This window comes from Rhizobium leguminosarum bv. trifolii WSM2297, assembly GCF_000271845.1.
In genome coordinates, this window is record NZ_JH719393.1 from 1254054 (window position 1) to 1279987 (window position 25934).

At 59.8% G+C, this 25934-nt stretch carries 29 protein-coding genes and 1 pseudogene; 15 read left to right on the forward strand and 15 right to left on the reverse strand.

Annotated elements, in window-relative coordinates:
• Positions 1 to 128 precede the first annotated feature (128 nt).
• The 3 genes and pseudogenes from RLEG4DRAFT_RS60100 to RLEG4DRAFT_RS60110 all read right to left on the reverse strand — a co-directional run.
• Positions 129 to 245, reverse strand: a pseudogene (locus RLEG4DRAFT_RS60100) (ATP-binding protein); the annotation flags it as partial.
• Between the two features lie 55 nt (positions 246 to 300).
• Positions 301 to 465 (reverse strand): hypothetical protein, encoded by a 165-nt coding sequence (locus RLEG4DRAFT_RS60105; protein WP_003576766.1) that lies wholly within the window; start codon positions 463 to 465, stop codon positions 301 to 303.
• 172 nt (positions 466 to 637) lie between these two features.
• Positions 638 to 1594, reverse strand: a complete 957-nt coding sequence (locus tag RLEG4DRAFT_RS60110; protein WP_003576764.1) for an SDR family oxidoreductase — start codon at positions 1592 to 1594, stop codon at positions 638 to 640.
• A gap of 399 nt (positions 1595 to 1993) precedes the next feature.
• Between RLEG4DRAFT_RS60110 and RLEG4DRAFT_RS60115 the strand changes: the two genes are divergently transcribed.
• From RLEG4DRAFT_RS60115 to RLEG4DRAFT_RS60155, 9 genes are all read left to right on the forward strand, one after another.
• A complete protein-coding gene (locus RLEG4DRAFT_RS60115) occupies positions 1994 to 2233 on the forward strand; it encodes a hypothetical protein (RefSeq protein ID WP_171898188.1) in 240 nt (79 codons plus the stop codon).
• A 394-nt stretch (positions 2234 to 2627) separates the two neighbouring features.
• A complete protein-coding gene (locus RLEG4DRAFT_RS60120) occupies positions 2628 to 3155 on the forward strand; it encodes a sigma-70 family RNA polymerase sigma factor (protein WP_003576760.1) in 528 nt (175 codons plus the stop codon).
• Between the two features lie 211 nt (positions 3156 to 3366).
• Positions 3367 to 5763, forward strand: a complete 2397-nt coding sequence (locus RLEG4DRAFT_RS60125) for an FdhF/YdeP family oxidoreductase (protein ID WP_003576758.1) — start codon at positions 3367 to 3369, stop codon at positions 5761 to 5763.
• Positions 5764 to 5779: 16 nt separating this feature from the next.
• On the forward strand, positions 5780 to 6376 hold the full coding sequence (locus tag RLEG4DRAFT_RS60130; protein WP_003576756.1) for a c-type cytochrome: 597 nt from the start codon (positions 5780 to 5782) through the stop codon (positions 6374 to 6376).
• Entirely contained in the window at positions 6373 to 7353 is a 981-nt protein-coding gene (coxB, locus tag RLEG4DRAFT_RS60135; RefSeq protein WP_003576754.1) for a cytochrome c oxidase subunit II, read from the forward strand. Before RLEG4DRAFT_RS60130 ends, coxB begins: the two co-directional genes overlap by 4 nt.
• The gene (ctaD, locus tag RLEG4DRAFT_RS60140; RefSeq protein WP_003576752.1) at positions 7350 to 9263 is read left to right on the forward strand and encodes a cytochrome c oxidase subunit I; all 1914 of its coding nucleotides are present in this window, start codon (positions 7350 to 7352) and stop codon (positions 9261 to 9263) included. The genes coxB and ctaD overlap by 4 nt, the downstream gene beginning before the upstream one ends.
• The gene (locus RLEG4DRAFT_RS60145; RefSeq protein ID WP_003576750.1) at positions 9260 to 9862 is read left to right on the forward strand and encodes a cytochrome c oxidase subunit 3; all 603 of its coding nucleotides are present in this window, start codon (positions 9260 to 9262) and stop codon (positions 9860 to 9862) included. Before ctaD ends, RLEG4DRAFT_RS60145 begins: the two co-directional genes overlap by 4 nt.
• The gene (locus RLEG4DRAFT_RS60150) at positions 9859 to 10761 is read left to right on the forward strand and encodes a cytochrome c oxidase assembly protein (RefSeq protein ID WP_003576748.1); all 903 of its coding nucleotides are present in this window, start codon (positions 9859 to 9861) and stop codon (positions 10759 to 10761) included. Before RLEG4DRAFT_RS60145 ends, RLEG4DRAFT_RS60150 begins: the two co-directional genes overlap by 4 nt.
• Positions 10736 to 11158, forward strand: a complete 423-nt coding sequence (locus tag RLEG4DRAFT_RS60155) for a c-type cytochrome (protein ID WP_003576747.1) — start codon at positions 10736 to 10738, stop codon at positions 11156 to 11158. The genes RLEG4DRAFT_RS60150 and RLEG4DRAFT_RS60155 overlap by 26 nt, the downstream gene beginning before the upstream one ends.
• A 69-nt stretch (positions 11159 to 11227) precedes the next feature.
• Here RLEG4DRAFT_RS60155 and RLEG4DRAFT_RS60160 read toward each other — a convergent pair whose 3' ends face one another.
• The 4 genes from RLEG4DRAFT_RS60160 to RLEG4DRAFT_RS60175 form a co-directional block, all read right to left on the reverse strand.
• Entirely contained in the window at positions 11228 to 11623 is a 396-nt protein-coding gene (locus RLEG4DRAFT_RS60160) for a response regulator (protein WP_003576745.1), read from the reverse strand.
• A 352-nt stretch (positions 11624 to 11975) separates the two neighbouring features.
• A complete protein-coding gene (locus RLEG4DRAFT_RS60165) occupies positions 11976 to 13157 on the reverse strand; it encodes a helix-turn-helix domain-containing protein (protein ID WP_003576742.1) in 1182 nt (393 codons plus the stop codon).
• A gap of 121 nt (positions 13158 to 13278) precedes the next feature.
• Positions 13279 to 14196: a c-type cytochrome gene (locus RLEG4DRAFT_RS60170; protein ID WP_003576740.1), complete on the reverse strand. Its 918-nt coding sequence runs from the start codon at positions 14194 to 14196 to the stop codon at positions 13279 to 13281.
• On the reverse strand, positions 14190 to 14591 hold the full coding sequence (locus RLEG4DRAFT_RS60175; RefSeq protein ID WP_210161324.1) for a hypothetical protein: 402 nt from the start codon (positions 14589 to 14591) through the stop codon (positions 14190 to 14192). The genes RLEG4DRAFT_RS60170 and RLEG4DRAFT_RS60175 overlap by 7 nt, the downstream gene beginning before the upstream one ends.
• Positions 14592 to 14861: 270 nt before the next feature.
• Here RLEG4DRAFT_RS60175 and RLEG4DRAFT_RS60180 point away from each other — a divergent pair, with 270 nt between their 5' ends.
• Together RLEG4DRAFT_RS60180 and RLEG4DRAFT_RS60185 are read left to right on the forward strand one after the other, a co-directional pair.
• A complete protein-coding gene (locus RLEG4DRAFT_RS60180) occupies positions 14862 to 16031 on the forward strand; it encodes a zinc-dependent alcohol dehydrogenase (protein WP_003576739.1) in 1170 nt (389 codons plus the stop codon).
• Positions 16032 to 16096: 65 nt separating this feature from the next.
• Positions 16097 to 16585, forward strand: coding sequence for a cupin (locus RLEG4DRAFT_RS60185; protein WP_037093471.1), 489 nt, complete (start codon positions 16097 to 16099; stop codon positions 16583 to 16585).
• Positions 16586 to 16895: 310 nt separating this feature from the next.
• Here the strand turns inward: RLEG4DRAFT_RS60185 and RLEG4DRAFT_RS60190 are convergent, their stop codons facing one another.
• From RLEG4DRAFT_RS60190 to RLEG4DRAFT_RS60200, 3 genes are all read right to left on the reverse strand, one after another.
• Positions 16896 to 17162 carry a DUF2277 domain-containing protein gene (locus RLEG4DRAFT_RS60190; protein ID WP_003576735.1) on the reverse strand — a complete coding sequence of 89 codons (267 nt, stop codon included), beginning with the start codon at positions 17160 to 17162 and terminating at the stop codon, positions 16896 to 16898.
• A 424-nt stretch (positions 17163 to 17586) separates the two neighbouring features.
• Positions 17587 to 17853, reverse strand: a complete 267-nt coding sequence (locus tag RLEG4DRAFT_RS60195; RefSeq protein WP_003576733.1) for a hypothetical protein — start codon at positions 17851 to 17853, stop codon at positions 17587 to 17589.
• 55 nt (positions 17854 to 17908) lie between these two features.
• Complete coding sequence (locus tag RLEG4DRAFT_RS60200) at positions 17909 to 18154, reverse strand: hypothetical protein (RefSeq protein ID WP_003576731.1); 246 nt, start codon at positions 18152 to 18154, stop codon at positions 17909 to 17911.
• Between the two features lie 171 nt (positions 18155 to 18325).
• Between RLEG4DRAFT_RS60200 and RLEG4DRAFT_RS60205 the strand changes: the two genes are divergently transcribed.
• From RLEG4DRAFT_RS60205 to RLEG4DRAFT_RS60220, 4 genes are all read left to right on the forward strand, one after another.
• Entirely contained in the window at positions 18326 to 19555 is a 1230-nt protein-coding gene (locus RLEG4DRAFT_RS60205; protein WP_003576730.1) for a protein-L-isoaspartate(D-aspartate) O-methyltransferase, read from the forward strand.
• Between the two features lie 10 nt (positions 19556 to 19565).
• A complete protein-coding gene (locus tag RLEG4DRAFT_RS60210) occupies positions 19566 to 20018 on the forward strand; it encodes a DUF421 domain-containing protein (RefSeq protein ID WP_003576729.1) in 453 nt (150 codons plus the stop codon).
• Between the two features lie 60 nt (positions 20019 to 20078).
• Positions 20079 to 20606 carry a DUF4142 domain-containing protein gene (locus tag RLEG4DRAFT_RS60215; protein WP_003576728.1) on the forward strand — a complete coding sequence of 176 codons (528 nt, stop codon included), beginning with the start codon at positions 20079 to 20081 and terminating at the stop codon, positions 20604 to 20606.
• Positions 20607 to 20746: 140 nt separating this feature from the next.
• Complete coding sequence (locus tag RLEG4DRAFT_RS60220; protein ID WP_003576726.1) at positions 20747 to 21040, forward strand: hypothetical protein; 294 nt, start codon at positions 20747 to 20749, stop codon at positions 21038 to 21040.
• A 92-nt stretch (positions 21041 to 21132) separates the two neighbouring features.
• On the opposite strand, the gene RLEG4DRAFT_RS60225 is transcribed toward RLEG4DRAFT_RS60220, so the two are convergent.
• Genes RLEG4DRAFT_RS60225 through RLEG4DRAFT_RS60245 form a run of 5 tightly spaced genes read right to left on the reverse strand, consistent with a single transcriptional unit; the run spans position 21133 to position 25932 of the window.
• Positions 21133 to 21897 carry a FadR/GntR family transcriptional regulator gene (locus RLEG4DRAFT_RS60225; RefSeq protein ID WP_003576724.1) on the reverse strand — a complete coding sequence of 255 codons (765 nt, stop codon included), beginning with the start codon at positions 21895 to 21897 and terminating at the stop codon, positions 21133 to 21135.
• A gap of 21 nt (positions 21898 to 21918) precedes the next feature.
• Positions 21919 to 22980 carry a four-carbon acid sugar kinase family protein gene (locus tag RLEG4DRAFT_RS60230; protein WP_003576722.1) on the reverse strand — a complete coding sequence of 354 codons (1062 nt, stop codon included), beginning with the start codon at positions 22978 to 22980 and terminating at the stop codon, positions 21919 to 21921.
• The gene (locus RLEG4DRAFT_RS60235) at positions 22977 to 23969 is read right to left on the reverse strand and encodes an ABC transporter ATP-binding protein (RefSeq protein WP_037093342.1); all 993 of its coding nucleotides are present in this window, start codon (positions 23967 to 23969) and stop codon (positions 22977 to 22979) included. Before RLEG4DRAFT_RS60235 ends, RLEG4DRAFT_RS60230 begins: the two co-directional genes overlap by 4 nt.
• A complete protein-coding gene (locus RLEG4DRAFT_RS60240) occupies positions 23969 to 24976 on the reverse strand; it encodes an ABC transporter ATP-binding protein (protein ID WP_003576718.1) in 1008 nt (335 codons plus the stop codon). The genes RLEG4DRAFT_RS60235 and RLEG4DRAFT_RS60240 overlap by 1 nt, the downstream gene beginning before the upstream one ends.
• Entirely contained in the window at positions 24973 to 25932 is a 960-nt protein-coding gene (locus tag RLEG4DRAFT_RS60245; protein WP_003576716.1) for an ABC transporter permease, read from the reverse strand. Before RLEG4DRAFT_RS60245 ends, RLEG4DRAFT_RS60240 begins: the two co-directional genes overlap by 4 nt.
• Positions 25933 to 25934: the final 2 nt, after the last annotated feature.

Here is a 25934-nt window from a genome sequence, read left to right on the forward strand (position 1 = left end):
GCCAGCCGCCGGCACGATAGGGTAGCATGACCCCGCCCGCCTCGCGGATCAAGGCAAGCCTACCTGGCACGCCCGGCGCTGGTCGAGGTTGCAGAGGGTGGGCCAAGTGCGGGTGATGAGGTTGTTGGTTAGCTTTGAGATCGGTTCTTGAAGCGCCAGGAATCGTTTCCGGTTTCGATGATCTCGCAGTGATGAGTGAGCCTGTCCAGCAAGACCGGCAAGGCGTCTCCGACAACCGCCTGATACAGTTCGGGCGCGGAGTGATCCGCGCCCGTCGACATTCGAATGAAGAATTCGAAGTTACTTCGAGTTCTTGTGGCTCTGCTCGCCGGCCTTGACGTGCTGCTCGTGCGAGCCACCCTGCTTGCCTGACGAGGTGCCTGTCTTTGCCGACGAAGCACCCTTGGCTGCGCCCGACTTCGAGCCGCCTTTGGAATGCGATGTATCTGTTCCAGTGGATGCCATGATTGTACTCCTCTCGAGAGATCTTGATGACCTCGGGGAATGAACTTTGATTAGAAGATCGAGTTCCCGAATAAATTTCGACTAAACACGCCGGCGTAACGAGATCTGCAACGAATGCGTCTGATCGCCGACGTTTCAAACACCGCGGCCGGAAACTCGTCTGCCCACCCTCTCAATATCCGCCGACGATCGGCAAAATCTCGCCGGTGATGTAACTCGACATCTGCGGGGACGCGAGGAAGACGTATGCGGGCGCGATCTCCTCGGGCTGCGCCGCACGCTTCATTGGCGTCTGACTGCCGAACTTCGCAACGTCATCGGCCTGCTTGTCCGAAGGATTTAATGGTGTCCAGACGGGTCCCGGCGCCACGGCGTTAACGCGAATTCCCTTTGCAACGAGTTGGCTTGAGAGAGCCTTTGTGAAAGCGTGGATTCCACCCTTCGTCATCGAGTAGTCCAGCAGATCCTTCGAACCTTCCAGTCCTGTGACCGATCCGGTGTTGATGATCGCCGACCCGTTCGTCAAGTGAGGTATGGCCGCCTTCGCCATGTAGAAGTAGCCGTAAAGGTTGGTTTTCAGCGTCTCATCGAAGTGCTCGTCGGTCAGGTCCTGGATGTCCGCGGTGTGAACCTGGAACGCGGCATTGTTTACGAGTACATCGAGGCGCGAGAACTGCTTGGTAGTCCTTTGGACAGCGTCGCGGCAGAACTTCGGATCCTTGACGTCGCCCTTGATGACGAGGCATTGGCGGCCCTCCTTTTCGACAGCCGCCTTCGTGTCCGCCGCATCCTGATCCTCGTCGAGATGAACGATGGCGATGTCGGCGCCCTCCCTTGCGAAGAGGATCGCCACGGAACGGCCGATGCCGGAATCGCCACCTGTTATAAGGGCGACCTTGTCTTTAAGCTTTCCGGAGCCCTTGTAGAACGGTGCGTCGTACATTGGGGGGAGCGGAAGATCGGCTTCCGAGCCGGGCTTGTCCTGATGAACTTTCGGAAACGGTGGTTCGGGATAGTGCCGAGCGCCAGCCTGCATCGCACCGGTCGCCTTCGATTTCGCTTTCTCGTCGGCCTTTTCGACCTGACCCTGGATATCGCGCTGCTTCGCGCTGGTGGCTTTCGATGACATCTCGTTCTCCTCTTCTCGTAGGAAGACAACGTTGGCGGTGCAAAAAGGTCCCCCTGGCAGCGGCAAAAAGACCCCAGCGACTGCGAGGCCTTCCGACGGTTTCTGGTGATGCGAACTGCAGACGGTTGACGCGGTAGCAGTCGGGGTCGACGGATCTCGGGGAGCCTCAACATCAGCTTCCTTCGCCCAGACGCTTTGCCCATCGATTAGCTCCGCCATGACGTCCGCGAACGCCAGATCGTTCCCTCGCAGAGGCGACCGATGAGAACGGCGGGATGGCCGGTCGCGGTTGCAAGGACTGCTGGTCGGAGGGAACGAAAGCCATGGCCCTTGGTTTAAGCCTCGGTACGCGGCGTCTGATTCAGGGCGCTGCCGATGACACTAGGGGAGGAGTATGTCGTGAACGTCCTGATATTCAGCAGAGTGAGAAACGATCGCGACGATCCGGATGCTGGTTTCGTCACGACCGACAGTGATCATCGGAAGCTCTATAGGTTCGCTCTGCAATACGACATGGACGGCAAGAGCTGGGCGACAGACGTCTGGGCCTATTCTGTCAAAGATGCCGAAGAGCGCGTGGCGGCGATGCGGCGATCGCTGACGATGTGCGGCCAGCTCTATGGCGAAGTGGAAGGATAAAGCCGAAATGGCGCAGCGTGCGATAGTCCGCACTTGCGCCGGCTGGTTGTCAGCAACACGACGAGGCGGCGCCGGAGTGGTTGAGGACCTCGCAGTTGAAAGGCTTATACACCAATCCTTCGCCACCCAATCTAGGTAAACACCGATTGGATTTGATTGGATCCGACCAATTTGCCAGATGGTTGAAAGGCACGTCGTCCGCTGACGACGAGCCGCCTCAGCGCTTCGGGCTCCTCATTCTGGCTCATGATCTCTGTTGTTCCGGCAGGTGCCAAGCCTTTACGCGCACCTCCGTGGAAAACGAGGGGGCGGAGCAAAACGATCCATCTGTCCGGTATCGTACAGCAACGAAGAGCACGCGTTCGGCTTTTCTTCCCATTACAGGAGAGAAAAAATGACGTCCTCTTTCTCAGTACACTCCGACTTGGATACCAAGGATACATCCATCATCCAGATGGAGATCATCCAATTAACGCCTGCGTTGCATTGCTTTGCCCGGAGGTTCTTACGAAGCAAGGATGACATCGATGATCTCGTGCAGGAAACGCTGCTGAAGGCGTTGAAGTCGATCCATCATTACCAGCCCGGCACCTCGCTCCGGTCGTGGCTGTTTACAATCCTACGAAACACATTCTGCTCCAACTATCGCCGGCAGCAACGCGAACCGACCGGAATGGACGCGACGGTGGGACAAATCGCAGTTGCACCTGCCCAGGAGTGGGTGCTGCGGGAGCGCGAGATACAAAAAGCAATGGCGAAACTTCCGGACGACAGGCGCCGCGCGCTGATACTGGTGGCGACCGGAACGAGTTACGAGGACGCTGCAAGGCTGTGCGGGTGCAGGATCGGCACATTGAAAAGCCGGGTCAACCGAGCACGCGGGTCCTTGTTGTCGCTCCTCGGACCCAACCCCATCGACTGATCATCTATGCGCAAGTGGGTGCAAGCTGGCGTTGCACATGCTGAAGGGAGATCCGCGGCATTGGACCGAAAGCCACTCGTCAAGGCGAGCGCTCGTAGATGGACGCCAAAGGCGAGCACACCTCTCCGCGTGGAACAGTTTGTCCCTGTCGGAGTTCGGCGTGGCGAAGCATCGGCCCGGAAATCCTGCAGAGAAATGTCGCGAGGCGAAAATGTCAGCTAGATCGAGAAAAAATCCGAAAATCGGTGAAGGCAGCCATGTAGCGGGCGGATGGGGCGCTGCGAGAGCGCTCGGAGAAATTCTTCTGCGCGAGCACGTACCGGGGTCCGGGCCCTCACTACTTGCCCATCAAAACAAGGCTGACGGCTATATGTGCGTCAGCTGCGCCTGGGCCAAGCCTGCCAAACCCCATCCGATGGAATTTTGCGAGAACGGCGCAAAGGCGACCGCCTGGGAAATCACCACCCGCCGTGCAGACCGCGCATTTTTTTCAGGCCATACGCTGCATGAACTGGAAGAGTGGAGCGATCACGATCTCGAAGAGCAGGGCCGTCTCACTCACCCGATGCGCTGGAACAGCGCGACCGATAAGTACGAACCGGTCAGCTGGGACGAAGCCTTCGAGGAAATCGGCAGGGAGCTACGAGCCACCCCTCCGCAGCAGGTCGATTTTTATACCTCCGGCCGCGCGTCTCTCGAAACCGCTTATATGTATCAGCTCTTTGCCCGCATCTTCGGCAGCAACAATCTGCCCGACTCCTCCAACATGTGCCACGAAAGCTCGTCGGTAGCTCTCCCGGAAAGTATCGGCTCTTCCGTCGGCACCGCTATACTTTCCGATTTCGAAAATTGCGATTGCATTTTCTATATGGCCCAGAACGTCAACACCTCTTCGCCGCGGATGCTTCACGACCTGCAAGATGCCGTCGACAGGGGCGTGAAGATCGTCACCTTCAATCCGTTGCGCGAACCCGGTCTTGAACATTTCATCAATCCGCAACTGCCGAGCCAAATGCTGACCGGCCGCTCGACACCGATCTCATCGGAGTATTATCAGGTCAGGAACGGTGGCGACATTGCTGCACTCTTCGGCGTGTGCAAGGCGCTGATCGAAGCTGACGATGCGCTGAAGGCATCTGGAACGAGCAAGGTCGCGGGGAGTGATGCCGTGCCCAAAGATCCATCGAATGCTGCAATGGTCGCCTTCGCCGCCTCGATGGCGGCGGCCGACAGGAGGCATGTGCTGGACCACGATTTCATCCAGACCCACACGGCGGGCTTTGAGGAATTTGCCAATGCCGCGCGCCGACATGACTGGGCCGAACTGGAGCGGGTTTCGGGTCTGACCCGCCAACAGATGACCCAGGCCGCAGACACGTATGCCAAGGCGGAATCCGTCCTGATGATCTACGGCATGGGGCTGACCCAGCATGTGATGGGTGTTCATAATGTTCATATGGTTGTCAATCTCGCTCTTTTGCGGGGAAATATCGGCAAACCCGGCGCCAATATCTGTGCCGTGCGAGGTCACTCGAACGTTCAGGGCCAACGCACGGTCGGAATAACCGAAAAGCCGGGCCTGGCGCCGCTCGGCAAGTTGTCGGAGCTCTATCAGTTCGAGCCGCCGACCTGGGAGGGCCGCTCGACGGTCGATACCTGCAAGGCGATCATGGAAGGCGAAGCCAAGGCTTTTATCAGCCTCGGCGGCAATTTCCTGCGCGCCATCCCGGAAACTGACGCGATGGAAGAAGCATGGCGGAAGCTGCGACTGAGCGTTCAGATCGCCACGAAGCTCAACCGCAGCCATGTCATCCATGGCGAGATTGCCTATCTCCTACCCTGTCTCGGCCGCCTCGAAATCGATGAACAGGCAAGCGGTCCGCAAGCCGTGTCGATCGAAAGCTCGGTGGCCCATTTCCACGGATCACGCGGAAGGGCAAAGCCCGCCAGCAAGGAACTCCTGTCAGAGCCCGCGATCATCGCAGGCCTTGCCAAGGCGACGCTGACAAATGGCCGTGTGCCCTGGGATGAATGGGTCGGCGACTATTCGAAAATCCGCGATGCGATCGAAGGGACCTACCCTGAAACCTTCAGGGATTTCAACAAGCGTCTGTTCCAGCCTGGCGGCATTCCAAGACCAGTCCCGGCACGGCAGCGCAAATGGGCGACCTCCAACAAGAAGGCCAATTTCATAACGCCGCCGCGGCTCTTTCCGGAGTTCGACATCGACCCAGCCGCCGGCGAGGTACTCAATCTTGCGACACTGCGCTCGAACGATCAGTTCAACACGACAATCTACGGCTATGGCGATCGCTACCGCGGCGTGGACGGCACCAGGAAAGTCGTCTTCATGAACGAGGAGGATATCGAGCGGCTGGGCTTTAAGGACGGCGACTTCGTCGATCTGACGACTGCCATCGATTTCGCCACGACGCGCCGTGTCACGGGCTTCAGGATCGCACGGCACGACATGCCCAAGGGATGTTGCGCTGCCTATTACCCAGAGGCGAACCCACTCTTTCCGCTCGCCCATCACGACGCCAAAGCCAAGACCCCATCCTACAAGCTGTTGCCGGTGAGCCTCAGCCCCACGGGCGCGCCATCCTAATCCAAGGGCGACGACAATGAGCGCGACCAGACATTTCAGTTGGCTTGCGGCAGGAACGCTGCTCCTCTGCATGTCGCTGATCGGGGTCGCCCTCGGATGGGCAAGACATCCACGCCAATACCGGGCCGATCCGCCGGTCACTTCAGCGCTCGACCAGTTCCGCCTGCTGCCCGACCGCATCGGCGGCACGCCGCCGGATGTCTATTTCGCGCTCAGCAAACCCTATGAGACGACGGCTTATGACTTGAGCCAGGGCAAGCGCCTTTATTCCTGGTTCGGCTGTCCTACTTGTCATGGAGATGGACGCGGTGGAACAGGTCCATCCTTCCTCGACGGCTGGTGGTTCTATGGCTCCGAAATGGTATCGGTCGTGGCATCCATTCGGGACGGGCGGCCTCACGGCATGCCGTCTTACAAAAACAACATGACGAGCGACCAGATCTGGCAGCTTGCCGGCTATGTGAGGTCGATCGGCGCTTATTCCGCTCCCTATACAGCGCCCAGCCGGAACGACGACAAGCATACGCGGCCGGCGGAAAACCGCGCACCCGCCGCAGGTCTTTTCCAGGTCGGACCGGCCGGCGTCCGCTCCGATCGAGGTGTCCAGCCTTGAAAGTCGCCCTGGCATGTATCCTGTTTCTTTCCGGTTGTGCGGGTCCGCAATCGGCGCTCGATGCGAACGGGCCGTCCGCTTTGGCCCTGGAAAACCTCATATTTCTTTTCGTCGCTGTCTGCGGCATCGTCTTCGTACTGGTCATGGGCGTCATGACATGGGCTCTGCTTCGTCGGGCGACGCGGCCCCCCGGCGGGCTCCAGACCGAGCGTTCCATGGGCAGGGTCGTAGCCGGCGCAGTCGTTGCGACTTTCGCCGTCATAACCTTCCTGACCGCCGCCAGCTTTTACGCAACGGCGAGCCTCGATCGCGCGAAGGCCAATCCTGCGATGATCGTCGTTCGGGGCCAGCAATGGTGGTGGCAGTTCACCTATCTCGATGCCAACCCTGCAAAGACCTTCCAGACGGCCAACGAGCTGCATATCCCAGTCGGGGCTGACGTCCGCCTGCGGCTGGAGGCAAGTGACGTCATCCATTCCTTTTGGGTGCCCAACCTCACCGGGAAACAGGATCTGGTGCCCGGACGCGAAAATGCGCTGACGCTTCATGCCAGCAGGCCCGGCGTCTACCGCGGGCAGTGTGCGGAATTCTGCGGCTTGCAGCATAGCCACATGGCATTGCTGGTTGTCGCCGAAGCGCCGGAGGACTACGCCCGATGGCTGGAAGCGCAAAGGGGTGCCGCAGCCGCACCAGTAGATGGCGATGCGGCCGCCGGGAAGCTGGTCTTCATGAGCAAGCCCTGCGCCGCATGCCACACGATCCGCGGCACCGAAGCATCTGGCACCACAGGCCCGGATCTCACCCATGTCGGCAGCCGAAGCACGATCGGCGCGGGACTGCTCGAAAATACGCGGGGCTCAGTTGCCGCATGGATCGCCGATCCGCAAACGCTGAAGCCCGGGAACAACATGCCGTTGGTCCCCGTCACCAGCGAAGAGCTGCGCCAATTGAGTGCCTATATGAGGGAGCTCCAATGACATGGCACGGTAAAACTCCCTCCCCCGCTGATCTGGCTGCCGGCGACGAAAAGGCCGAGGGCTTTCTGCGTCGCACCTGGTCGACGCCATCCGGGCTGCTCGGGGCGTTCTCCACGGTCGATCACAAGATCATCGGCCGTCGCTACATCGCCACAGCCTTCGTCTTCCTGATGCTCGGCGGCATGCTGGCGCTCGCGATGCGTTTGCAGCTCGCCTTCCCGGAGGCGCGCTTTATCAGCGCGGACCGATATAACCAGATCTTTACCGTGCATGGGAGCAACATGATGTTCCTCTTCGCCGTGCCGGTGATGGAGGCGATGGCGGTCTATCTCGTTCCCCTGATGGTGGGAACCCGCAACATCGCCTTTCCCAGGCTGAACGCCTTCTCCTACTGGATGTTTGTCGCCGGAGGGTTGGTTCTGTGGATCTCGCTTGCTCTTGATAGCGCGCCCGATGTCGGATGGTTCGCTTACGTGCCGCTTTCCGGCCCGCAATATGGGGCCGGCAAGCGTGTAGACATCTGGGCCCAGATGATAACCTTCACCGAGGTTTCTGCCCTTGCCGTTGCCGTCGAAATCGTCGTAACCGTCTTCAAGCTTCGAGCCCCTGGCATGTCGCTCGACCGTATCCCGATCTTCGTCTGGTCGATGCTGATCACCGCCTTTCTGGTCATCATGGCAATGCCGGCGATCATGCTCGCCAGTTCATCGCTCATTCTCGATCGCCTGGTCGGCACGCAATTTTTCAACCCTGCAGAAGGCGGCGATGCCCTCCTCTGGCAGCATCTGTTCTGGTTTTTCGGGCACCCGGAAGTCTATATCATCTTCCTGCCTGCCGTCGGCATGGTCTCCGCCATGATCTCCACATTCACGCAGCGCCCGACCTTCGGCTATTTGCCGCTGGTGCTGGCGATGATTGCAACCGGTATTCTCGCATTCGGCCTGTGGGTGCACCACATGTTCGTGGCGGGCCTACCGCGCTTGGGCAGCAGCTTCTTCACCGCATCAAGCATGGCAATCGCTATTCCTGCCGGAACGCAGATTTTCTGCTGGCTGGCAACGCTTTGGGATGGACGCCCCGTCTTCAAGACGCCGATGCTTTTCATCATCGGCTTCCTCATTACCTTCGTCATCGGCGGGCTGACCGGCGTCATGGTCGCATCGGTACCGTTCGATACCCAGGTCCACGACACCTATTTCGTGGTGGCCCATTTTCACTACGTGCTGATCGGCGGTTCCGTCTTCCCGCTCATCGGCGCGATCTACTACTGGTTTCCGAAGATGACCGGCCGGATGATGAGCGAGAGGCTCGGCCGCTGGGCTTTCGGGCTGATCTTCACCGGCTTCCACCTCACCTTTTTCCCGATGCACATCCTCGGCTTGCAAGGCATGCCGCGGCGCGTCTACACCTATCCGCCAGAACTGCCCTGGGCGGGCTTGAACCTGTTTGTCAGCCTCAGCGCGGTCATCCTCGCCGCCGGCTTCCTGGTGTTCTTCATCGATGTCCTGCGCAGTTTCCGGCACGGCCCACCAGCCGGCTCGAATCCTTGGAACGCGTCGACATTGGAATGGGCGATGGCCTCGCCCCCGCCTCCCTATAATTTCCGGCATATTCCCGTGGTCGAGTCCCGGGAGCCGCTCTGGACGTCGGGCGAGACGTTGCCGGTCGCAACGGGATTGCGGCTTGACCGGCGCGAACTCATCGTCAGCACCGTCACATCAGGCGATCCTGAAGCCAGGGAATCTTCGCCCGCCGATTCCATATGGCCGTTTCTGGCAGCCATCGCCACAAGCATCATGTTGATCGCCTCGATCTTCAGCCCCTGGGCGGTCATCTGGGGAGCGATACCAGTGGCGATTACGTTGACCGGATGGTTCTGGCCGAAGCATACGCCGGAGGACGAATCGTGAAGGAACGCATAGCGCTGGATCTGTCGAAACTTCCCCCGCATGGGATGGGCAGTGCCAGCCTGACCTTTTGGGGTACCAGCGCCTTCATGCTTATCGAAGGCACGGGATTTGCTCTGGCGATCGCCGTCTACTTCTATCTGATGAGCCTGGCGCCGCGGTGGCCGATTGAAGCCCCTCCTCCGGACCTTCTTGCCGGCACCATCCTGACTGTTTTGCTTCTTGCCAGCGTTGTGCCGAACATGCTGGTCTCGCGATGGGCGAAGCAGCGGGACCTTCGCAAGGTGCGGGCGGGCCTGATCGTCATGACCATTTTGGGGGTCCTTCCGCTTATACCCCGCGCCTTCGAATTTCCTGGCCTTCACATAGGTTGGGACGACGACGCGTATGGATCCATCGTCTGGACCATGCTCGGCCTGCATACGACCCATATCGTCACCGATCTCGTTGATACCGTCGTCCTTGCCTGCGTGATGTTTTCAAAACACGGAGACAATGCGCGGCGATACGGCGACGTCGAGGACAACGCGCTCTACTGGAACTTTGTCGTGCTTGCCTGGCTTCCCCTTTACGGATGCATCTATTGGGTGCCGCGGCTATGAAAACAGGAAACGCGCTCGTCTTTCTTCTGGCCATTGCAAGGAGCAACCCGGCGGTGGCGCATGATCACCATGCCCATTTGACTTCCCTTCCATGGACGGCCGATCCCTGGATACTTGTGCCGCTCGGTCTCATCGCAATCCTCTATGGCTGCGGCAATATTCGCTTCCGACCGCGATCAGCTGCAAGCCGTGTTGCCTTCGCGCGCCGGAGCTTGACCTTCTGGACCGGGTGGCTCGTCCTTGCCAGCGCCCTTGTCTCGCCGCTGCATTGGTTGGGGGAACAGCTTTTTACCGTCCATATGATCGAGCACGAACTTGTCATGGCGGTTTCCGCACCGCTTCTCGTGTTGGCGCGCCCGTCGGCGGTGCTGCTCTGGGGCCTTCCGAAGACCATCAGGCGTCGGACAGGAGGGGCCCTTGCCGCAAACGGTGTGCGCAGGACCTGGGCGTTTCTCAGCAACGGCACCATCACTACACTGCTGCACGGCATGGCGATCTGGGCATGGCACGCACCCGTGCTCTTCGACGCCGCTGTCGAATACACGTCCCTGCATCGCCTGCAGCATCTTTGCTTTTTTTCGACCGCCATCCTGTTCTGGTGGTCGGTCTTCTGGAAGACCAACAGGGGACTTGCTGCCTTGCATCTCTTCGTGACCATGCTGCATATGAGCATTCTCGGCGCCTTGATCGCACTTTCGCCGAACGTGCTCTACGGATTGCAGACGCGAGTCTCAGGGGATTGGGGGCTGTTACCGCTCGAAGACCAGCAGATGGCAGGCCTGGTGATGTGGGTGCCTGCAGGGGTCATCTATGCCGCCGTCGCGCTGGCGTTGACCGCTCTCTGGATCAGGGATTCAGGCAAGGGAGGCGCAAGTGGAACCCGCATCGTCGCCCCGTAACTCCCTTCGCCCCTTCGTCGTCGTCGGCGCCTGTGCGCTCAGCCTGACGGCGGCATTGGCATTGACAGACTTCTATCGTGGGCGGTCCGAAAGGCAAGCCAGTGCGATCGCCATGACGAAAGGTAACCCATCCCGCGCGGCGGTAATCTTTCGCCGATATGGATGCAGTGGATGTCATACAATTCCGGGCATCGAAGGTGCCGACGGCAAGGTTGGCGGCGATCTTTCCGGTCTGCGCGAGCGGGTCTATATCGCCGGCGTCCTCAACAACTCCGCCGACAATCTCGTCGGCTGGATCGTCGCCCCCCAGGCCTATTCTCCCAAGACCGCAATGCCGGCCACCGGAATATCGGAAAAGGAAGCGCGGGACTTGGCGGCTTATCTCTACGCTCATTGATGCGCGTCCGGTTTTCCCGTTATCGGAGGCCCCAATGGTCCACGCGGCGCCAACGGGTCGGGCCGTCGATCAGTTGAGCCGCTCCAAACCATCTTCCGGGCCAAAAAGAGCAAGGGCGATCTGCCCGAGACTGGACAGTTTTTCGCAGAGCACAAATCCCTTGTACCTGACGGGGATGAGGGTGGGGTCGTAGCGAGTGGCAAAGACGAAATTGATATCTCTGGCATCCAGTCCATCGGCAAGGGCCAACAAAAGCTGGTCGCCAAGAGAAACGTCGAGGATTGCCGCGTCGACGTGTTCGTGGTCGAGAAGCTCGAGGGCACGGCGAGCGCTTGACGTTGGGCCGATGACGATCGCCCCGAGATCCTCAAGCTTACGGCGGGTCTCATCGGCGAGGAAGTACTCGTCTTCAACGATCAGGATGTGCTTTCCAGAAAACAGTCTCGTTTGATCGCTTTTTTTCACCGGGCACCTTTCGAGGCGGGCGTCATTGGGCTTTAAGTCACCGGATGCATCAGGCCGCTGTCACCGCACAACACCCATAGCCGCCGGCCAAACGAATTGGAATCCATCGTTCCGCGCCCCGTCGGTGTTAGACCCAGGTTGACAGGCCGAACTCCAAAACCAGCGACAATATTCGGTTGGGGGTGATGGCTTCGCTCAAATGCGCTATCATGCTAGCCGCGCCAGCTGATACAACGTTGAGCGAGCGCGAGAGGTTTATGCATGATCTGGCTCCTTTGCCTCTCGAACTATCGCTAAAGGCAAAAGTTGCGACCCTCGGCTGGATTAAATGCTGCGACGAGGTGTTGACCGTTTACGGAGAATTAACGGCTTTACTATCGTCCCTGGAATTGCGCGGCTCCAAAAGTGAAGAACGATCGGCCGTGCTGATCTCGATGCTCCGGGCGCGCAAGGAAAAACCCATCAAACGCTCGTATTCCGCCTCCGGGATGCCGTAAGAACCATGGGCCTTCAGAATGAGGCCGTCCCGATCGAGCACCACGACCGTTCCTCGCGTGGATCTGATGAGCTTCTCACCTTCCAGGACGTGAAGTGCTCCCGTCACGCCCGGACGTCGCACGCCCAGCATGAAAGACATATATTGGTGGGTGATGTGCAGCACTTTGCCGCCGACGCGATCATTGAGCATAAGAAGCCAACGCGCCAGCCTTTGCTCTATCGAATACCGCCCGTTGGCCAAGGCCGTATAACTGATCTGAATTGCGAGCGACCTCGAAAACGATGATGCAAGAGAGCGCAATTGCGGCGCTCTCTGCATAAGACGAAGGAGCCTGTCGACGTCGATGCGCTGAGCGGTTCCTTCGATCTGTACAACCAGTTTGTAAGGCGTGCGCCAATCTCCGTCGAGCAATCCGGTTCCCGTCATCCCTTCCCGCCCAATCAGGCCCGCTTCTGCCTGTGAGCCATCGAGAGATACGGCGACCAAAGATACAATTCCGGTTTCGACAAAGGAGACTGCCGTAATCTCTCCAAACTGATGCTCGAGGATATCGCCTTGTACCAGTCGAACCGATTTCAGATGCGGCTGGAGGAGGTCGTGCTCGCGGGGCGAAAGCGCGGAAAGAATGAGATTTTCATGGTCGGCCGATGCCCTTTCCGCTCGACCCCGGCATTGGGAAAGCGCTCCGTAGATCGCGCCGTCATCCAGCGGCTTTTGCACGAAAATCCGATCGGCGAAACGGGGCGGAACGACGTCCCGGCTATAGCCCGTTGCAAAGAAAAACGGAATATTGCGCCTTGATAGCTCATCGGCGACCGGGAACACCATCGTTCCACTGAGATTGATATCCAAGATGGCGACGTCGATTTGGGAAAAATCTTCAATATACTTCAGCGCTTGCGGAACGTTGGATGCCGGCCCGATGACTTTCACTCCGACTTCCGACAGCTTTGACGCAAGGTCGCTGGCCAGGAGGTAATCGTCCTCGACGACCAGGGCCACCCTTGGCGCGGGCTTGTTAAAAGCCGTATTCATGCCATTTGCGTCCCGAGATTTCTGTTCCATTAGGAAACGTTTGGCTTATCCACCGGTTCCAACGCGACCCCCACAGCATCATCGAGGGCCCCCATTCCTTGGTTTCGATAGCCATAAGAAGCTAGGGATGGGGTGTCGGGCGCGGCGGCAGCGACTTTAGGTATCGAGCGATGGCAATACGGTCCTCCTCAGGAAGTTCGGCCGTATTTTTGACGACATCCGCCATCGACCAGCCGACATAACCATGATCCCGCGTTTTGCCGCTTTTCAGCATCTCCACGATATCATTCTCCGACCAGGAGCCGATACCCGCCGGCGTGATATTCGGGTTGAAGCCGACACCTTCCGAGCTTACCCCGCCCGCGAGCCGTGTTTTCGGCTTTATCGCCCCAAAGACGTTGCGGGAGGCATGGCATTCGGCGCAATGGCCGAGTACCTCGACAAGATAAGCGCCTCGATGATGCTCGGGATTTACGTTGAGCATCCCCTCGGACTGGCCCTCGTAAAAGAACAGAAACTTCCAGAGGCCGACGAACCGCCGGATGCGGAACAACAGGTTGATGTCATGCGGTTGCGGTCGATCGGCGACCGGCTCGAGCGTATGCAGAAAGGCGTAGAGATCCTTTACGTCGTCGAGTGTCATTCCGGTATAGCTCGCGTAGGGAAAGACTGGATAATAATGCTGCCCTTCCGGCGACACGCCTGCAATCAGCGCGTTGGCCAGGTCGACCACCGACCACGAGCCTATGCCGGCTTGGCGGTCGGGCGAAATATTGGGAGTCCTGAACGTTCCGTAAGGCGAGGCTAAGGCGAGATCGCCCCCTAGTTTCAGGCGATCCGACTGGCCGGGAGAGGCATGGCACGACGCGCAACCGCCCGCGGCAAATACCAGCCGGCCGCGCTCAACATCGCCCGGAGTCAGCCTCGGATCTCCGGCAGCGAACGGCGGGTGGGGCCTTGTCACCAGCCAAGTCACCGAAGAGACTACCACGACGGCGGCAATGGTAATCGAAAATAGCCGGACAGTACCTTTCAGCATTTCGAACCAGCAGGTTGTTGAAAGATCCTTTCGAGCTGGCGGAGGCTCGACGATAGACGGGCCCCGTCCGCCGCGGCAAAAGTAAAGGTCTCGCGCAGAATAGAGCCTCCACCAAAGAGCCGGACCTGCGCGCCTCGACCGGCACCTTGTGCGCCCGCGCCTTGCGGTTCTGTCGGCTTCCGGTGGTGGCGAGACAGTCCCCGTTGCACAAGACCGATCTCATCCAGCTTGTCGTTCAGTACGTCGCGCCAACGCACCAACAGCCTTGTTTTCGCGCGTTGGATTTCCACAGCCTGCAGCTCAACCAAACGATCACCATCATCAGGACCGTTTTCTTGTGTCTCGTGTCCCGGCCTGCCGTTGGCGCCGGCCGAGATCTTCGCTCGTCTGTGCACGGCATTCTCCAATCAATGCCCAAGGGAAGGTTACTTTTCAACGCGAAACCACGTCGCCAAACAACGGACGACCGTGAATGTTCCGGCCGCCAGCAGCTTTAGGGCTTCGCAGCAGCAGGCATCCGTCGACGGCAATGGTCGCAATATCCAACTCGTCGAGGCTGCCAGTTGGCGTGCACCTCTTTGATCCGGCACGCCACCTTCCCCATTGGAACTTTTGCGGAAAGCTGGGGTTGGGGCGCCGTTGAGGATTGCTGAGGAGAAACCATTGTGAGAGCCCTTACCTGGCATGGCAAGCATGATATCCGTTGCGACAGCGTCCCGGATCCTCGCATTGAGGACGGGCGAGACGCCATCATCAAGGTTACCGCCTGCGCAATCTGCGGATCGGATCTGCATCTTTACGACGGCGTTATGCCGGAGATGCACAGCGGCGACGTCATGGGCCACGAGACCATGGGCGAGGTTGTAGAGGTCGGCAAGGACAATACCAAGCTCAAGGTTGGTGATCGCGTCGTCGTCCCCTTTACCATCTCCTGCGGCGAATGTTTCTTTTGCAAGCGCGGCTTCTATTCGGGGTGCGAACGCTCCAACCCTGATCGCGCGAAAGTCGCCAAATTATGGGGCAATTCACCGGCCGGCCTTTTCGGCTATTCACATCTGCTCGGCGGTTATGCCGGCGGGCAGGCGGAATATCTGCGAGTGCCCTATGCCGACGTCGGACCGATCAAGGTGCCTGACGGGCTTTCCGACGAGCAAGTGCTCTTCCTGTCGGATATTTTCCCGACCGGCTACATGGCCGCGGAGTTTTGCAACATCCAGCCGGGCGATACGATCGCGATCTGGGGCTGCGGACCGGTCGGCCAGATGGCCATTCGTTCGGCTTTCCTGCTCGGTGCCGCGCGGGTGATTGCCATCGATGCCGTGCCTGAGCGCATGGCGCTCGCGAAAGCGGCCGGCGCCATACCGCTCGATTTCATGGACAAGGATATCTACGACCAGATCATGGATTTGACCGACGGTCGTGGCGCCGACGCCTGCATCGATGCCGTCGGGACCGAAGCAGAGGCGGCTGCCAGCTGGGATTCGCGCCTCGACCGCATCAAGGTCGCGATGTTCATGGGAACCGACCGTCCGCACGTGTTGCGCCAGGCCATCCATTGCTGCCGCAATTTCGGCACGGTCTCGATCGTCGGAGTTTATGGTGGTTTCCTGGACAAGATCCCAATGGGCTCGGCGATAAATCGCGGCCTGACCTTCAAGATGGCCCAGACGCCGGTCCAGCATTACCTGCCGATACTGCTGGAGCGCATTCAAACGGGGGAAATCGATCCCTCCTTCGTCATCACCCATCGCGGTACGCTCGAAGACGGTCCGGCTCTCTACAAGACCTTTCGAGATAAGCAGGACGGATGCATCAAGGTCGTTTTGAAACCGTAAGGAGACGCGTCATGGCGCACAGTCAATCGGGCAAAGGCCTCGCCGTCATCACCGGCGCATTCAACATGAACGCCGAGACGATAATGTTCGAGCCGAGTGATTGGGTTCCGAACAATCAGCGTCTTCCTGTAGTGGTTTACAGGGGGCTTTTTGCCGACGGTGAAGCAACTGATTTTAAAAGTCGCTTCGCAGCCAACGGTTGGACAGGCATCTGGACAAACGGTGTATTCGATTATCAGCACTACCATTCCGGCGCCCATGAGGTGCTTGGAATTTCAGTTGGTACCGCCACCCTGCTGATCGGCGGTCCCGGCGGTCAAGCACTAAAGGTCGCGGCGGGAGACTGTCTGGTGCTTCCAGCCGGAACGGGGCACCAAAATCTCGGGTGCACTTCGGACTTCCAGGTGGTCGGCGCTTATCCTAAGGGACAGCAAGCCGACATTCAGACCTCGGCTGCTTCAAGCGAAATGCTGGTGAAAATCTCGTCCGTACCTATACCCCACAGCGATCCCGTTCAGGGCCTGTCGGGATTTCTCATCGAGAAATGGCGGTAGTCCTCCAGCCGCCGCTCGATCCCCGCTCGGATGCATTTGACCAAAGTTCGTTTCGACGCCTTATCTGCCTTGAAGCTCCCTAAAGGCCAGAACCATGGACGTCAGGCAGACAATCGACGCGGCGCTTTCATGCGGGCGTTTTCTCGTCAGCCATTCTACGGGAAGTCGGGACCAGAGCGAGGGCGCTGGGTGCACAGCGGGCTTTATATGCTCTCGTTCAAAACGCAAAACGGTGGACCGTTAACGACCGAAGGACGTTGAAGCGCAGCCCTCATCTGCTCGGGCTATGCGGCAGGGTAAGCCGGAGCTCTTACGCGAAGCGGATCGCTGTTCTCGCGCGCGCCTTTGCGGCAACTTCCTCTCGATCACGAGGAGGTTGGGAGGTCTCAAGCGAACTGAGCAGCTCGTGGGCGCACTTGGCGATTGAGATAACCGCCTGGTCAAACGCCGCCTCATTGCGTTTCGACGGCTTAGTGGTTCCGCTCAACTTGCGCACGAATTGAAGCGCCGCGTCATGAATCTCCACGTGCGTCGCTGGCGGATCGAAATTGAAGAGAGGCTTGATATTTCTGCACATGACTTGCTCCCGGTTCGTCTCCTCTCTCCTGCGGAGAGAAGGGAACTTCACATAAGGTAGTCGCGGGAGCGTGATTTACAAACGTTTCGACACGGCCCATCCGCATCGGGGCGGTCGGAAACACGGTCCTCTCGTCCTTCCGAGCGATAAATCCCGCGACACTTTGATGTCGCTCTCTTGACGGAGCATTTCTTCATAGCTGAGGTTGAGGCGCCATCGACGGCTGGCGAGGAGAAGCGTCGTGAAAGCGCCGACGGGCGCGACGCCATGATCCGGCGCCATCCCGCTCGATTTCATGGGCATGGCGATCGGCTGGCAGGGAAGACGAAGCCGACGACATCGCAGGGATCGGCTATGACGCGCGGGATAAGGAGAGAAAGCGACGGCGCCGCGGCGATCGGATCTCTACAGCCGCGTCCAGCGGTTAACTGCGCTCGACGAATTTGTTGAAACGGCTCGTCTTTCCGTCCTTGGTCTTGTCCTGGTAGAGAAAAGCCAGCTTGTTGTCGTCGAAGATCTTGAAGAATTCGTCCCAGCCGATCTCGTCGAACTCCTCTTCCTTTTCTCCGAAATCGATGCGCAACACGCCGCCGCCTTTACCGCCGGCGCGGATCACCGCCGGTTTACCGTCCCTTTTCTCCGCCCATTTCTGGATCACCTTGTGGTCCGTCGTCGTCTCGGAACTGCTCATTGAAACCTCCAATCTCTGTTTCGTAGTCGGCGGAAGATCGTCCGTGGCGAAGTCCTCAGAGCAGCGGCTGTCGTTGCTTCCAATTGCGATAGGGCGCGAGCAGTTCGCCTGGATAGCGCCGCTCGATCTCGCTTTCGGTCAAAGCAATCCGGGCAAGGATCTCTTCTGCCGCGTCGTCCCCGGCAGCGTCGCTGGCCTTTTCCAACTCGGTCATGGTCGCGAACACTTCGTCGTCGGTCATCGCCCCGAGGCGGGAAGAAAGGTCTTCGACGGGTTCGTTGATGAGTGGGTTCGTGGACACTGACGCCTCAGGTGAATGGTATTTTCTGTTTGCATATGCCTGTCGAACTTCGCTCTTCACACTAAGTTCCCAAATGGAGACCGGCAACGATCGGAATGACGAGGCTCTCCCCTTGTTTTCCACTGCCCGGCCCATAAGCCAAGCTACAACCGCCGACAATGGAACCGATCCATGGATATGACGGGCATCCGAGATCGCATGGTTGAGCATCAGCTGACGCGACGTGGCATTGGCGATCGAAGCGTCATCGAGGCGATGCGCACGGTGCCTCGCGAAAAATTCGTCGCTCTAGGCTTCGAGGAATTCGCCTATGAGGATGCGCCGCTGTCGATCGGCGAGGGCCAAACGATTTCGCAGCCGTTCATTGTGGCCCTGATGCTCGAAAAGGCCGATCTGAAAGCCGGCGACAAAGTGCTCGAGGTCGGAACGGGCTCCGGCTATGCTTCTGCTCTCATCAGCCTGATCGTCAAGCACGTCTATTCCATTGAGCGCCATGAGCGGTTGGCGCTTCGGGCCCGGGAACGGTTCGAAACGCTCGGATATCATAACATCGACGTCCGAATTGGCGACGGCAGCAAGGGCTGGGCAAACGCAGCTCCGTTCGATGCCATTATCGTCTCTGCGGCGGCACCTGAGGTTCCTCCCGCGTTGAAGGAGCAGCTGGACGTCGGGGGGCGGCTTATCATCCCGGTCGGCCATGGCGATACGCAGCGCCTGATACGCGTTACCCGCACCGGAGCTACTACGTTCGAGGAAGAAGATCTCGGGGGAGTGGTCTTCGTTCCCTTGATCGGCGAAGCCGCCTGGACTGCTGCACATTCGATGTACACAGAGGCCGCCCCGTCGCGGGGAACCGTTGCGTCCGGCCCGAGTTCTCTGCCAAACACCGACGGAGAGGTCATGGAAAAAGCGCAAAATTTGCCTGCCCTGCCAGAAGGCGTGCTCGATCATGACGGGTTCCAGAGAAAGTTCTGGGCAGTGCAACGTCTGTCCTGGATCATGTTCACGCTACTTCTGGCCACCTGCTTGCTGGGTCTCCTTGGAAGAGGCGGTCCGTTTTCGCGGCAAACTGTCTTGTTTCCCGAAGGCGCCGTGGACTTTCCCCTCATCTCCCGATGGAATGCTCCCGAAAATCTGACAGTGAACTTTGCGCCTTCGCCCGAGGACCGGGTCTTCACAATCGATGCCGCCTTTCTTCAAACCTTTTCGGTTCAAGGCATCGATCCGCCTCAGAAGGCGACCTTCGCCCGGGAGGGGCGGATAGGCTACGTATTCCACAGCGATCCGGCAAGGGCGACGCAGATCGTGTTTCGTCTGCAGACGCAGCTCCCCGGCCTTTGCCGCACCACCATCGGCATCGGCGGTGAGACCCGCGCGCAATCCACTTTCATTTTTCCATGAGGGCGTCGCCGTGGATGCAGTTTTACGCGGACTGGCAATCTATTTCACGCTTCTCCTGATCATCCGTCTCTCGGGAAGGCGGACGTTGGCCCAGATGACGCCTTTCGACCTGGTCATCGTGCTGGTGATCTCCGAAACCACGCAGCAGGCAATGCTTGGCGACGACTTCTCTCTGACCAACGCCGTCATTCTGATCCTGACGCTGTTTACGACCGACATCGGCCTCTCCTATGTGAAGCGGTGGTGGCCTCGCGCAGCTCATATCATCGATGGCGTTCCGACCGTCCTGGTGACGGATGGCGTCTACGACGAAGGCGCGCTCAAAGGAGCCCGCCTGCAGAAGGAAGATGTCATGCAAGCGGCTCGAAGCCAGGAGGGCATCGAGAGCGTGACGGAGATAAAATTTGCCATCGTCGAAGTGAGCGGCAACATCAGCATCATCAAGAAGCAGAAATCCGGCTGACAAAAAGGGGAACTCTCAGCCTGTCCTGGAGTTAGCGGACGATCAACCCAGGAGATCCCCATGAAACGCCTTGTTATCGCCTCGCTCGCCCTCTCGCTTGCCGTCCCGGCCTTCGCCCAATCCGCGGCCGAAAAGACCGGTGTCAATTCCCTGATGGGCGTCCCGCCGAAAACCGAGGATTTCGTCAAGGAAGCAGCCACCAGCGATATGTTCGAAATCGCCTCCAGCAAGCTCGCTGTCGAGCGCGGCGACGATGCGACCAAGGCCTTTGCCCAGCAGATGGTCACCGACCATCAGAAGACCAGCGAGGAGTTGAAGGCACTGGTCTCCGGCGGCAAGGTCAAAGCGACCCTTCCGGGGGCCATGACGTCGGCTCAGCAGAGCATGCTCGACAAGCTGAACGGCCTGCAGGGAGCCGATTTTAACAAGCAATATCATTCCGACCAGGAATCCGCCCATGAAGACGCCGTCGATCTCTTCAAGCGCTACGGCGACGAAGGGGACGATCCCCAGCTGAAGGCATGGGCAGCAAGCACCCGGCCCGCACTGGAACATCATCTTCAGATGGCCAAGGATCTCAACAAATAGAACGACAGCGCCTCGGTTTCGAAGCCGCGATGCCGAGGTAGCAGGGCCCGGCATCGCGTTCCGAACTCAGTGTCGGTATCTCTTGTCGCCGGGAAACCGTCCGATCCAAACTCGGTTCGAACGCGAACGAAAGCAGCGACATGGCTTTCTTGATCGAGATCCTACTCCCGCTAACGGACGACGCCCATAGTCGGTTCGATGCGGTCCGCAGCGAGCTGACCGACAAGTTCGGAGGCGCGACCCTTTTTACCAACGCCCCGGCGGAGGGCCTTTGGAACGATGGCGGCGCCATCGAGGAAGACCGTATCGTTGTCGTCGAAGTGATGGCGGACGATATCGACCGCGAATGGTGGAGATCCTATCGAAAGGCGTTGCAGATCCGTTTTAAGCAAGACGAGATCGTCGTCAGGTCAACGGCTATCGACCGGCTGTGACGTCTGTGGCGGCTCCTCGGCCACTGTTGCATCCCATGGTTTGAGTTTCAGCGCGATCCGTGAGGTCGCGCGCATAGCTCCTCGGGAAGCGGTCAGAAGGAAAGGTCGAGTGCCCTGCCTTCGAACAGACGGTCACGGGAGCCTTCGAGATGCGCCTTCATCAGCCTTTGCGCATCGTCAGCCTGGCCATCGGCGATCGCCTTGTAGATGGCGTTATGCTCTTCATAGACCTGTTCCAGCCCCTGCCGTGGGCCAAGCAGGGAAAGGCCATGGAGATGCATACCGACGGCGATATGGGCTTTCAGCGCATCGATCGAGGCCGTGTAATAATGATTGTTGGCAGCCTCCGTGACCGCGCGGTGAAAGATGAAATCGGCATCCGTGCGGTGAAGCTGATGGCTGGTCGCCTCGCGCAGATCGGCAAGCGCGCTGGCGATCTTCTGGATCGCCTGCTCATTGCGGCGCTTGGCTGCAAAATAGGCGGCGGCCGGCTCGATGGTCAGGCGGAATTCGTAGCAGCGCTGAATGTCGGCAATGGTCTTAACAGGCGAATAGGCCAGCTGTGTCGTTGGCGACCCATGCGCACTGACGAAGGTGCCGGCACCTTGGCGGGCATAGACCATGCCCTGATCGCGCAGGCGCGCCAGCGCGTCGCGGACGATCGGCCTCGAAACACCCAGCATCGAAGCAAGCTCATGTTCGCCGGGAAGGCGTGAATCCGGCGGATAGTTGCCGCCGCGGATACGCTCGAGCAGTTGGTCGAAGACGCGGTCGACCAGCTTGACGGCCTTGCCGCGTTCGGGCTTGCCCGGCGGGCCGGCTTCCGCGTTCAAAGATTCGCCATTCACTTCAACCACGTCATTCTCCCCGGCGGTATCTTATGCCGCCTGATTCCGAAGAACCAGTTTTAACAAACTATCCGGGTTCCCGAAGCCCCCCGACTTGACGGCGCACCGAAAATGCCGTCCGCCTTCGGCCGCAACGTCGAACCATGGAATGCCGGCCTCGATCTCGCCCTTTGGCGTGAGCACCCTCACCCCCAATGCACGGAAAACCGCAAGCGCGGTATCACCGCCGCCGACCATCAGCATATCGGGCCTGGTATCGTCGATCACCCTTTTGACGCCCGCGGCAAAATCAACGGCGACGAGCGCCGCATCGGCTGCCATGTCGCCGCTGCAGCGCAACAGCACCGGCAGCGCCAGGCCCTCTCCGCATTCGATCTCGCCCATCGGCGCATCCACCACCATACGTAAGGCGCCCGAGGCTTCGAGCCGGTTCATCTGGGCTGAGGTGATCGGATCGCGCGAGCCGAAGGCAAACAGCGTGCGCCGGGTTGGCGTAAATTCAGTTACCGTCCGCCCCCCTGTTTCACCGAGCCGACGGGCGAATGCAGCACCAAGGCCGCGCGCACCGACCCCAAGCGTCGTCCGCCAGACATGACCCTCGACGATTTGATCGAGATCGGTATCGTCTTCGGCATCCGCGACGGCAACATTGTCCACGCCCGTGAAAAGATCGGCGATCGGCAACGGCCTGTCGACACCGCGGCCGACGACGCAGCCGCGGTAGGTCAGGCGCTCCTGATCGGGAATGGCAGGCGCGACAAGAATGTTCTTCAGGCCGAGCGCACCTGCCAGTGCCAGGCTTTCCGCAGCGACATTGCCCTTCAGCCGGGAGTCGATCTTCTTCATGACGATGGCGGGCTTCGCGCCGCCAAGCATTTCCACAGCCAGTCGAATCCTTTCGGCAGCCTCGCGCTCGTTCAGCGCGCGCGAAGCGGTGTTGACGACGACGACATCGCAGCCGGTGGCGATCGCATCCCGCGTCGCCTCGACACTAACGGCGACCGCAACCGAAAGGCCGGCCGTGACGAATGGCGTGCCGGTATCGAGCGCACCCGTCAGGTCATCGGCGATGATCGCGGCCTTCAGCGTCATGCGATCTGCTCCGTATTCACGGCGTGGCAGGCGACAAGATGGCCGGGTTTGGCCGTTTTCCACTCCGGGATGACCTTGCTGCAGACATCCATGGCGATCGGGCAGCGCGTGTGGAAACGGCAGCCCGACGGTGGGTTCAGGGGGCTCGGCACGTCGCCCTGCAGGATCTGCCGCTGCCGGGTGCGCTCATGCTCCGGATCGGTCTCCGGAACGGCCGACAGAAGCGCCCTGGTATAGGGATGCAGCGGATTGTCGAAGAGTTCCTCACGGCTGGCAAGTTCGGCGAGCCGCCCGAGATACATGACGCCGACGCGGGTGCTGATGTGTCGCACCACCGCCAGATCATGAGCGATGAAGAGATAGGTCAGCCCGTATTTTTCCTGCAGATCGAGGAGCAGGTTGATGATCTGCGCCTGAATCGACACGTCGAGCGCCGAGATCGCCTCGTCGCAGACGATGAATTTCGGCTGGCAGGCGAGTGCGCGGGCAATAACGACGCGCTGGCGCTGGCCGCCGGAAAGCTCATGCGGGTAACGCTGGGCAAAGCGGGTCGACAAGCCGACATCGGTCAGCAGCGCGGCCACCCGGTCCTTGAGTTCAGTTTTTGCGCAGAGCTTGTGGAAGAGGATCGGCTCGCCGATCGCCTCGCCCACCGTCATGCGCGGATTGAGCGTCGAATAGGGATCCTGGAAGACGATCTGCAGGTCGCGGCGGAACGGCCGCATCTGCTTTTCGTCGAGCGTGGCCAGATCCTGGCCCTTGTAGACGACCTTGCCGCTGGTCGCCTTGTAGAGATTGAGGATGGTGAAGCCGGTCGTCGATTTGCCGCAGCCGGATTCGCCGACGAGGCTCAGCGTCTCGCCTTCCATGATATCGAGGTTGACATTGTCGAGCGCATAGACGGTCGCCGAGCGCTCACCGAAGGCGCCGAGCTTGACGTGGAAATGCTTGACCAGGTTTTCGATCTTGAGCAGCGGTTGAGCACCCATCATGCCGCCTCCTGCATTCTCTGGACGACGAAACAGGCGGCGCGGTGATTGCTGCTGCCGCTCAAAGGTTCAAGCTGCGGCACGTTCTCGTGACAGATCGCTTCAACCAATGGGCAGCGTGGTGCAAACGGGCAGCCCTTCGGCCGGCGGCCGGGCTCCGGCGGCGTGCCGCCGATCGAGCTCAGCCGGCTTGCCGGCGGATCTGATAGTTTCGGGATCGAGGAGAGCAGACCGCGTGTATAGGGATGGCTCGGACGGGCATAGAGATCATCGACCGGCGCGTCTTCGACGACCATACCGGCATAGAGAACGGCGACGCGATCGACGAGGCCGGCGATCAACGCCAGGTCGTGGGTGATCCAGACGACCGACATGCCGAGCTTGGTTCTGAGATGCTTCACCAGATCGACGATCTGGGCCTGGATGGTGACGTCGAGCGCCGTCGTCGGCTCATCGGCGATCAGCAGTTTCGGATTGCAGGCAAGACCGATGGCGATCATCACCCGCTGGCGCATGCCGCCTGATAGTTCGTGCGGAAAGGCCTGCAGCCGCTCTTCCGGGCCTGGAATGCCGACGAGGCGCAGAAGCTCGACAGCGCGGGCGCGCGCTTCTGCCTTTTTCATCCCGCGGTGATAGATCAGCGGCTCGCAGATCTGGGCGCCGACCCGCATGACGGGATTGAGCGAGGTCATCGGATCCTGGAAGACGAAGCCGATATCGCCGCCGCGCACCTTGCGCAGTTCGGCATTCGACATCGTCTGCAGGTCGCGACCATTGAAGGTTGCCGTTCCCTTGGTGACCTTGATCTTGTTCGGCAGCAGCCGCATCAGGCTCAGCATGGTGAGGCTTTTGCCGCAGCCGGATTCGCCGACGATACCCAGCGTCTCGCCCCTGTCGACATGGAGATCGATGCCGTCGACGACGACGGCGGGGCCGTTGCGGCCGTCGATCTCGACGGTGAGGCCCCTGACATCGAGCAGGCGTTCGGTGTTTTGCGTGTCGATCATTTGTTGCCCCGCGGATTGAGCGCGTCGTTGAGGCCGTCGCCGAGGAAGCTGAAGGCAACCGAGGCAAGGCCGAGCACCGCCGCCGGAGCGGCGAGAAGATGCGGATAATGCTGCCAGACGCGAAGGCCGTCCGAAATCATGTTGCCCCAGCTCGGTGTCGGCGGATTGACGCCGACGCCCAGAAAGCTGAAGGCGCTTTCCAGCACCATCGCCGTGCCGAGACCGGCGCTGACCGAGACGATCAGCGGCCCGAGCGCATTCGGCACGACATACCGCTTGATGATGACCCAGTTCGACAGGCCGAGCGCCTGTGCCGCGGTGATATAGGGCCGGCTGCGGATCGACAGCACCTGGGCGCGCACCAGGCGGGCATAGGGCGGCCAGGAGATCAGCGCCATCGATCCGAAGACGAGGATGAAATCCACCCATATCGTCTGTCGGTAGAAGGGATTGAGGGTCTCGAGGTAACGCGCCTCCATCCATCGGGTGATCGGCGTTTTCAGCGATGCATTGATGACGACGACGAGCAGAAGGTTCGGAACCGACATCGTCACGTCGGTCAGCCACATGATGATGCGGTCGAAGGGATTGCCGAAGAAGCCGGCCACGGCACCGAGCGTGAGGCCGATCAGCACCGCGAAGAAGGTGACGATGACGGCGACGAGAAAGGCGGTCCGCGTGCCGAAGACCACGCGGCTGAAGACATCGCGGCCAAGGTCGTCGGTTCCGAAGAGATGGCTCATCGACGGCAGCGCGTTGCGGGCGTTGAGATCCTGGCTCAGATAGTCGTAAGGCGTCAGGTAAGGCCCGAAGATTGCCGTGAAGGCGAGGATCAGCACGACGACGAGCCCGAAGATGGCGAGCTTGTTGCGCTTCAACCGATACCAGGCATCACGCCACAGGCTGACCGGCTGTTCCTCGATGGTTTCAGGGGTGGAAAGAGGAATTGCGGACATGG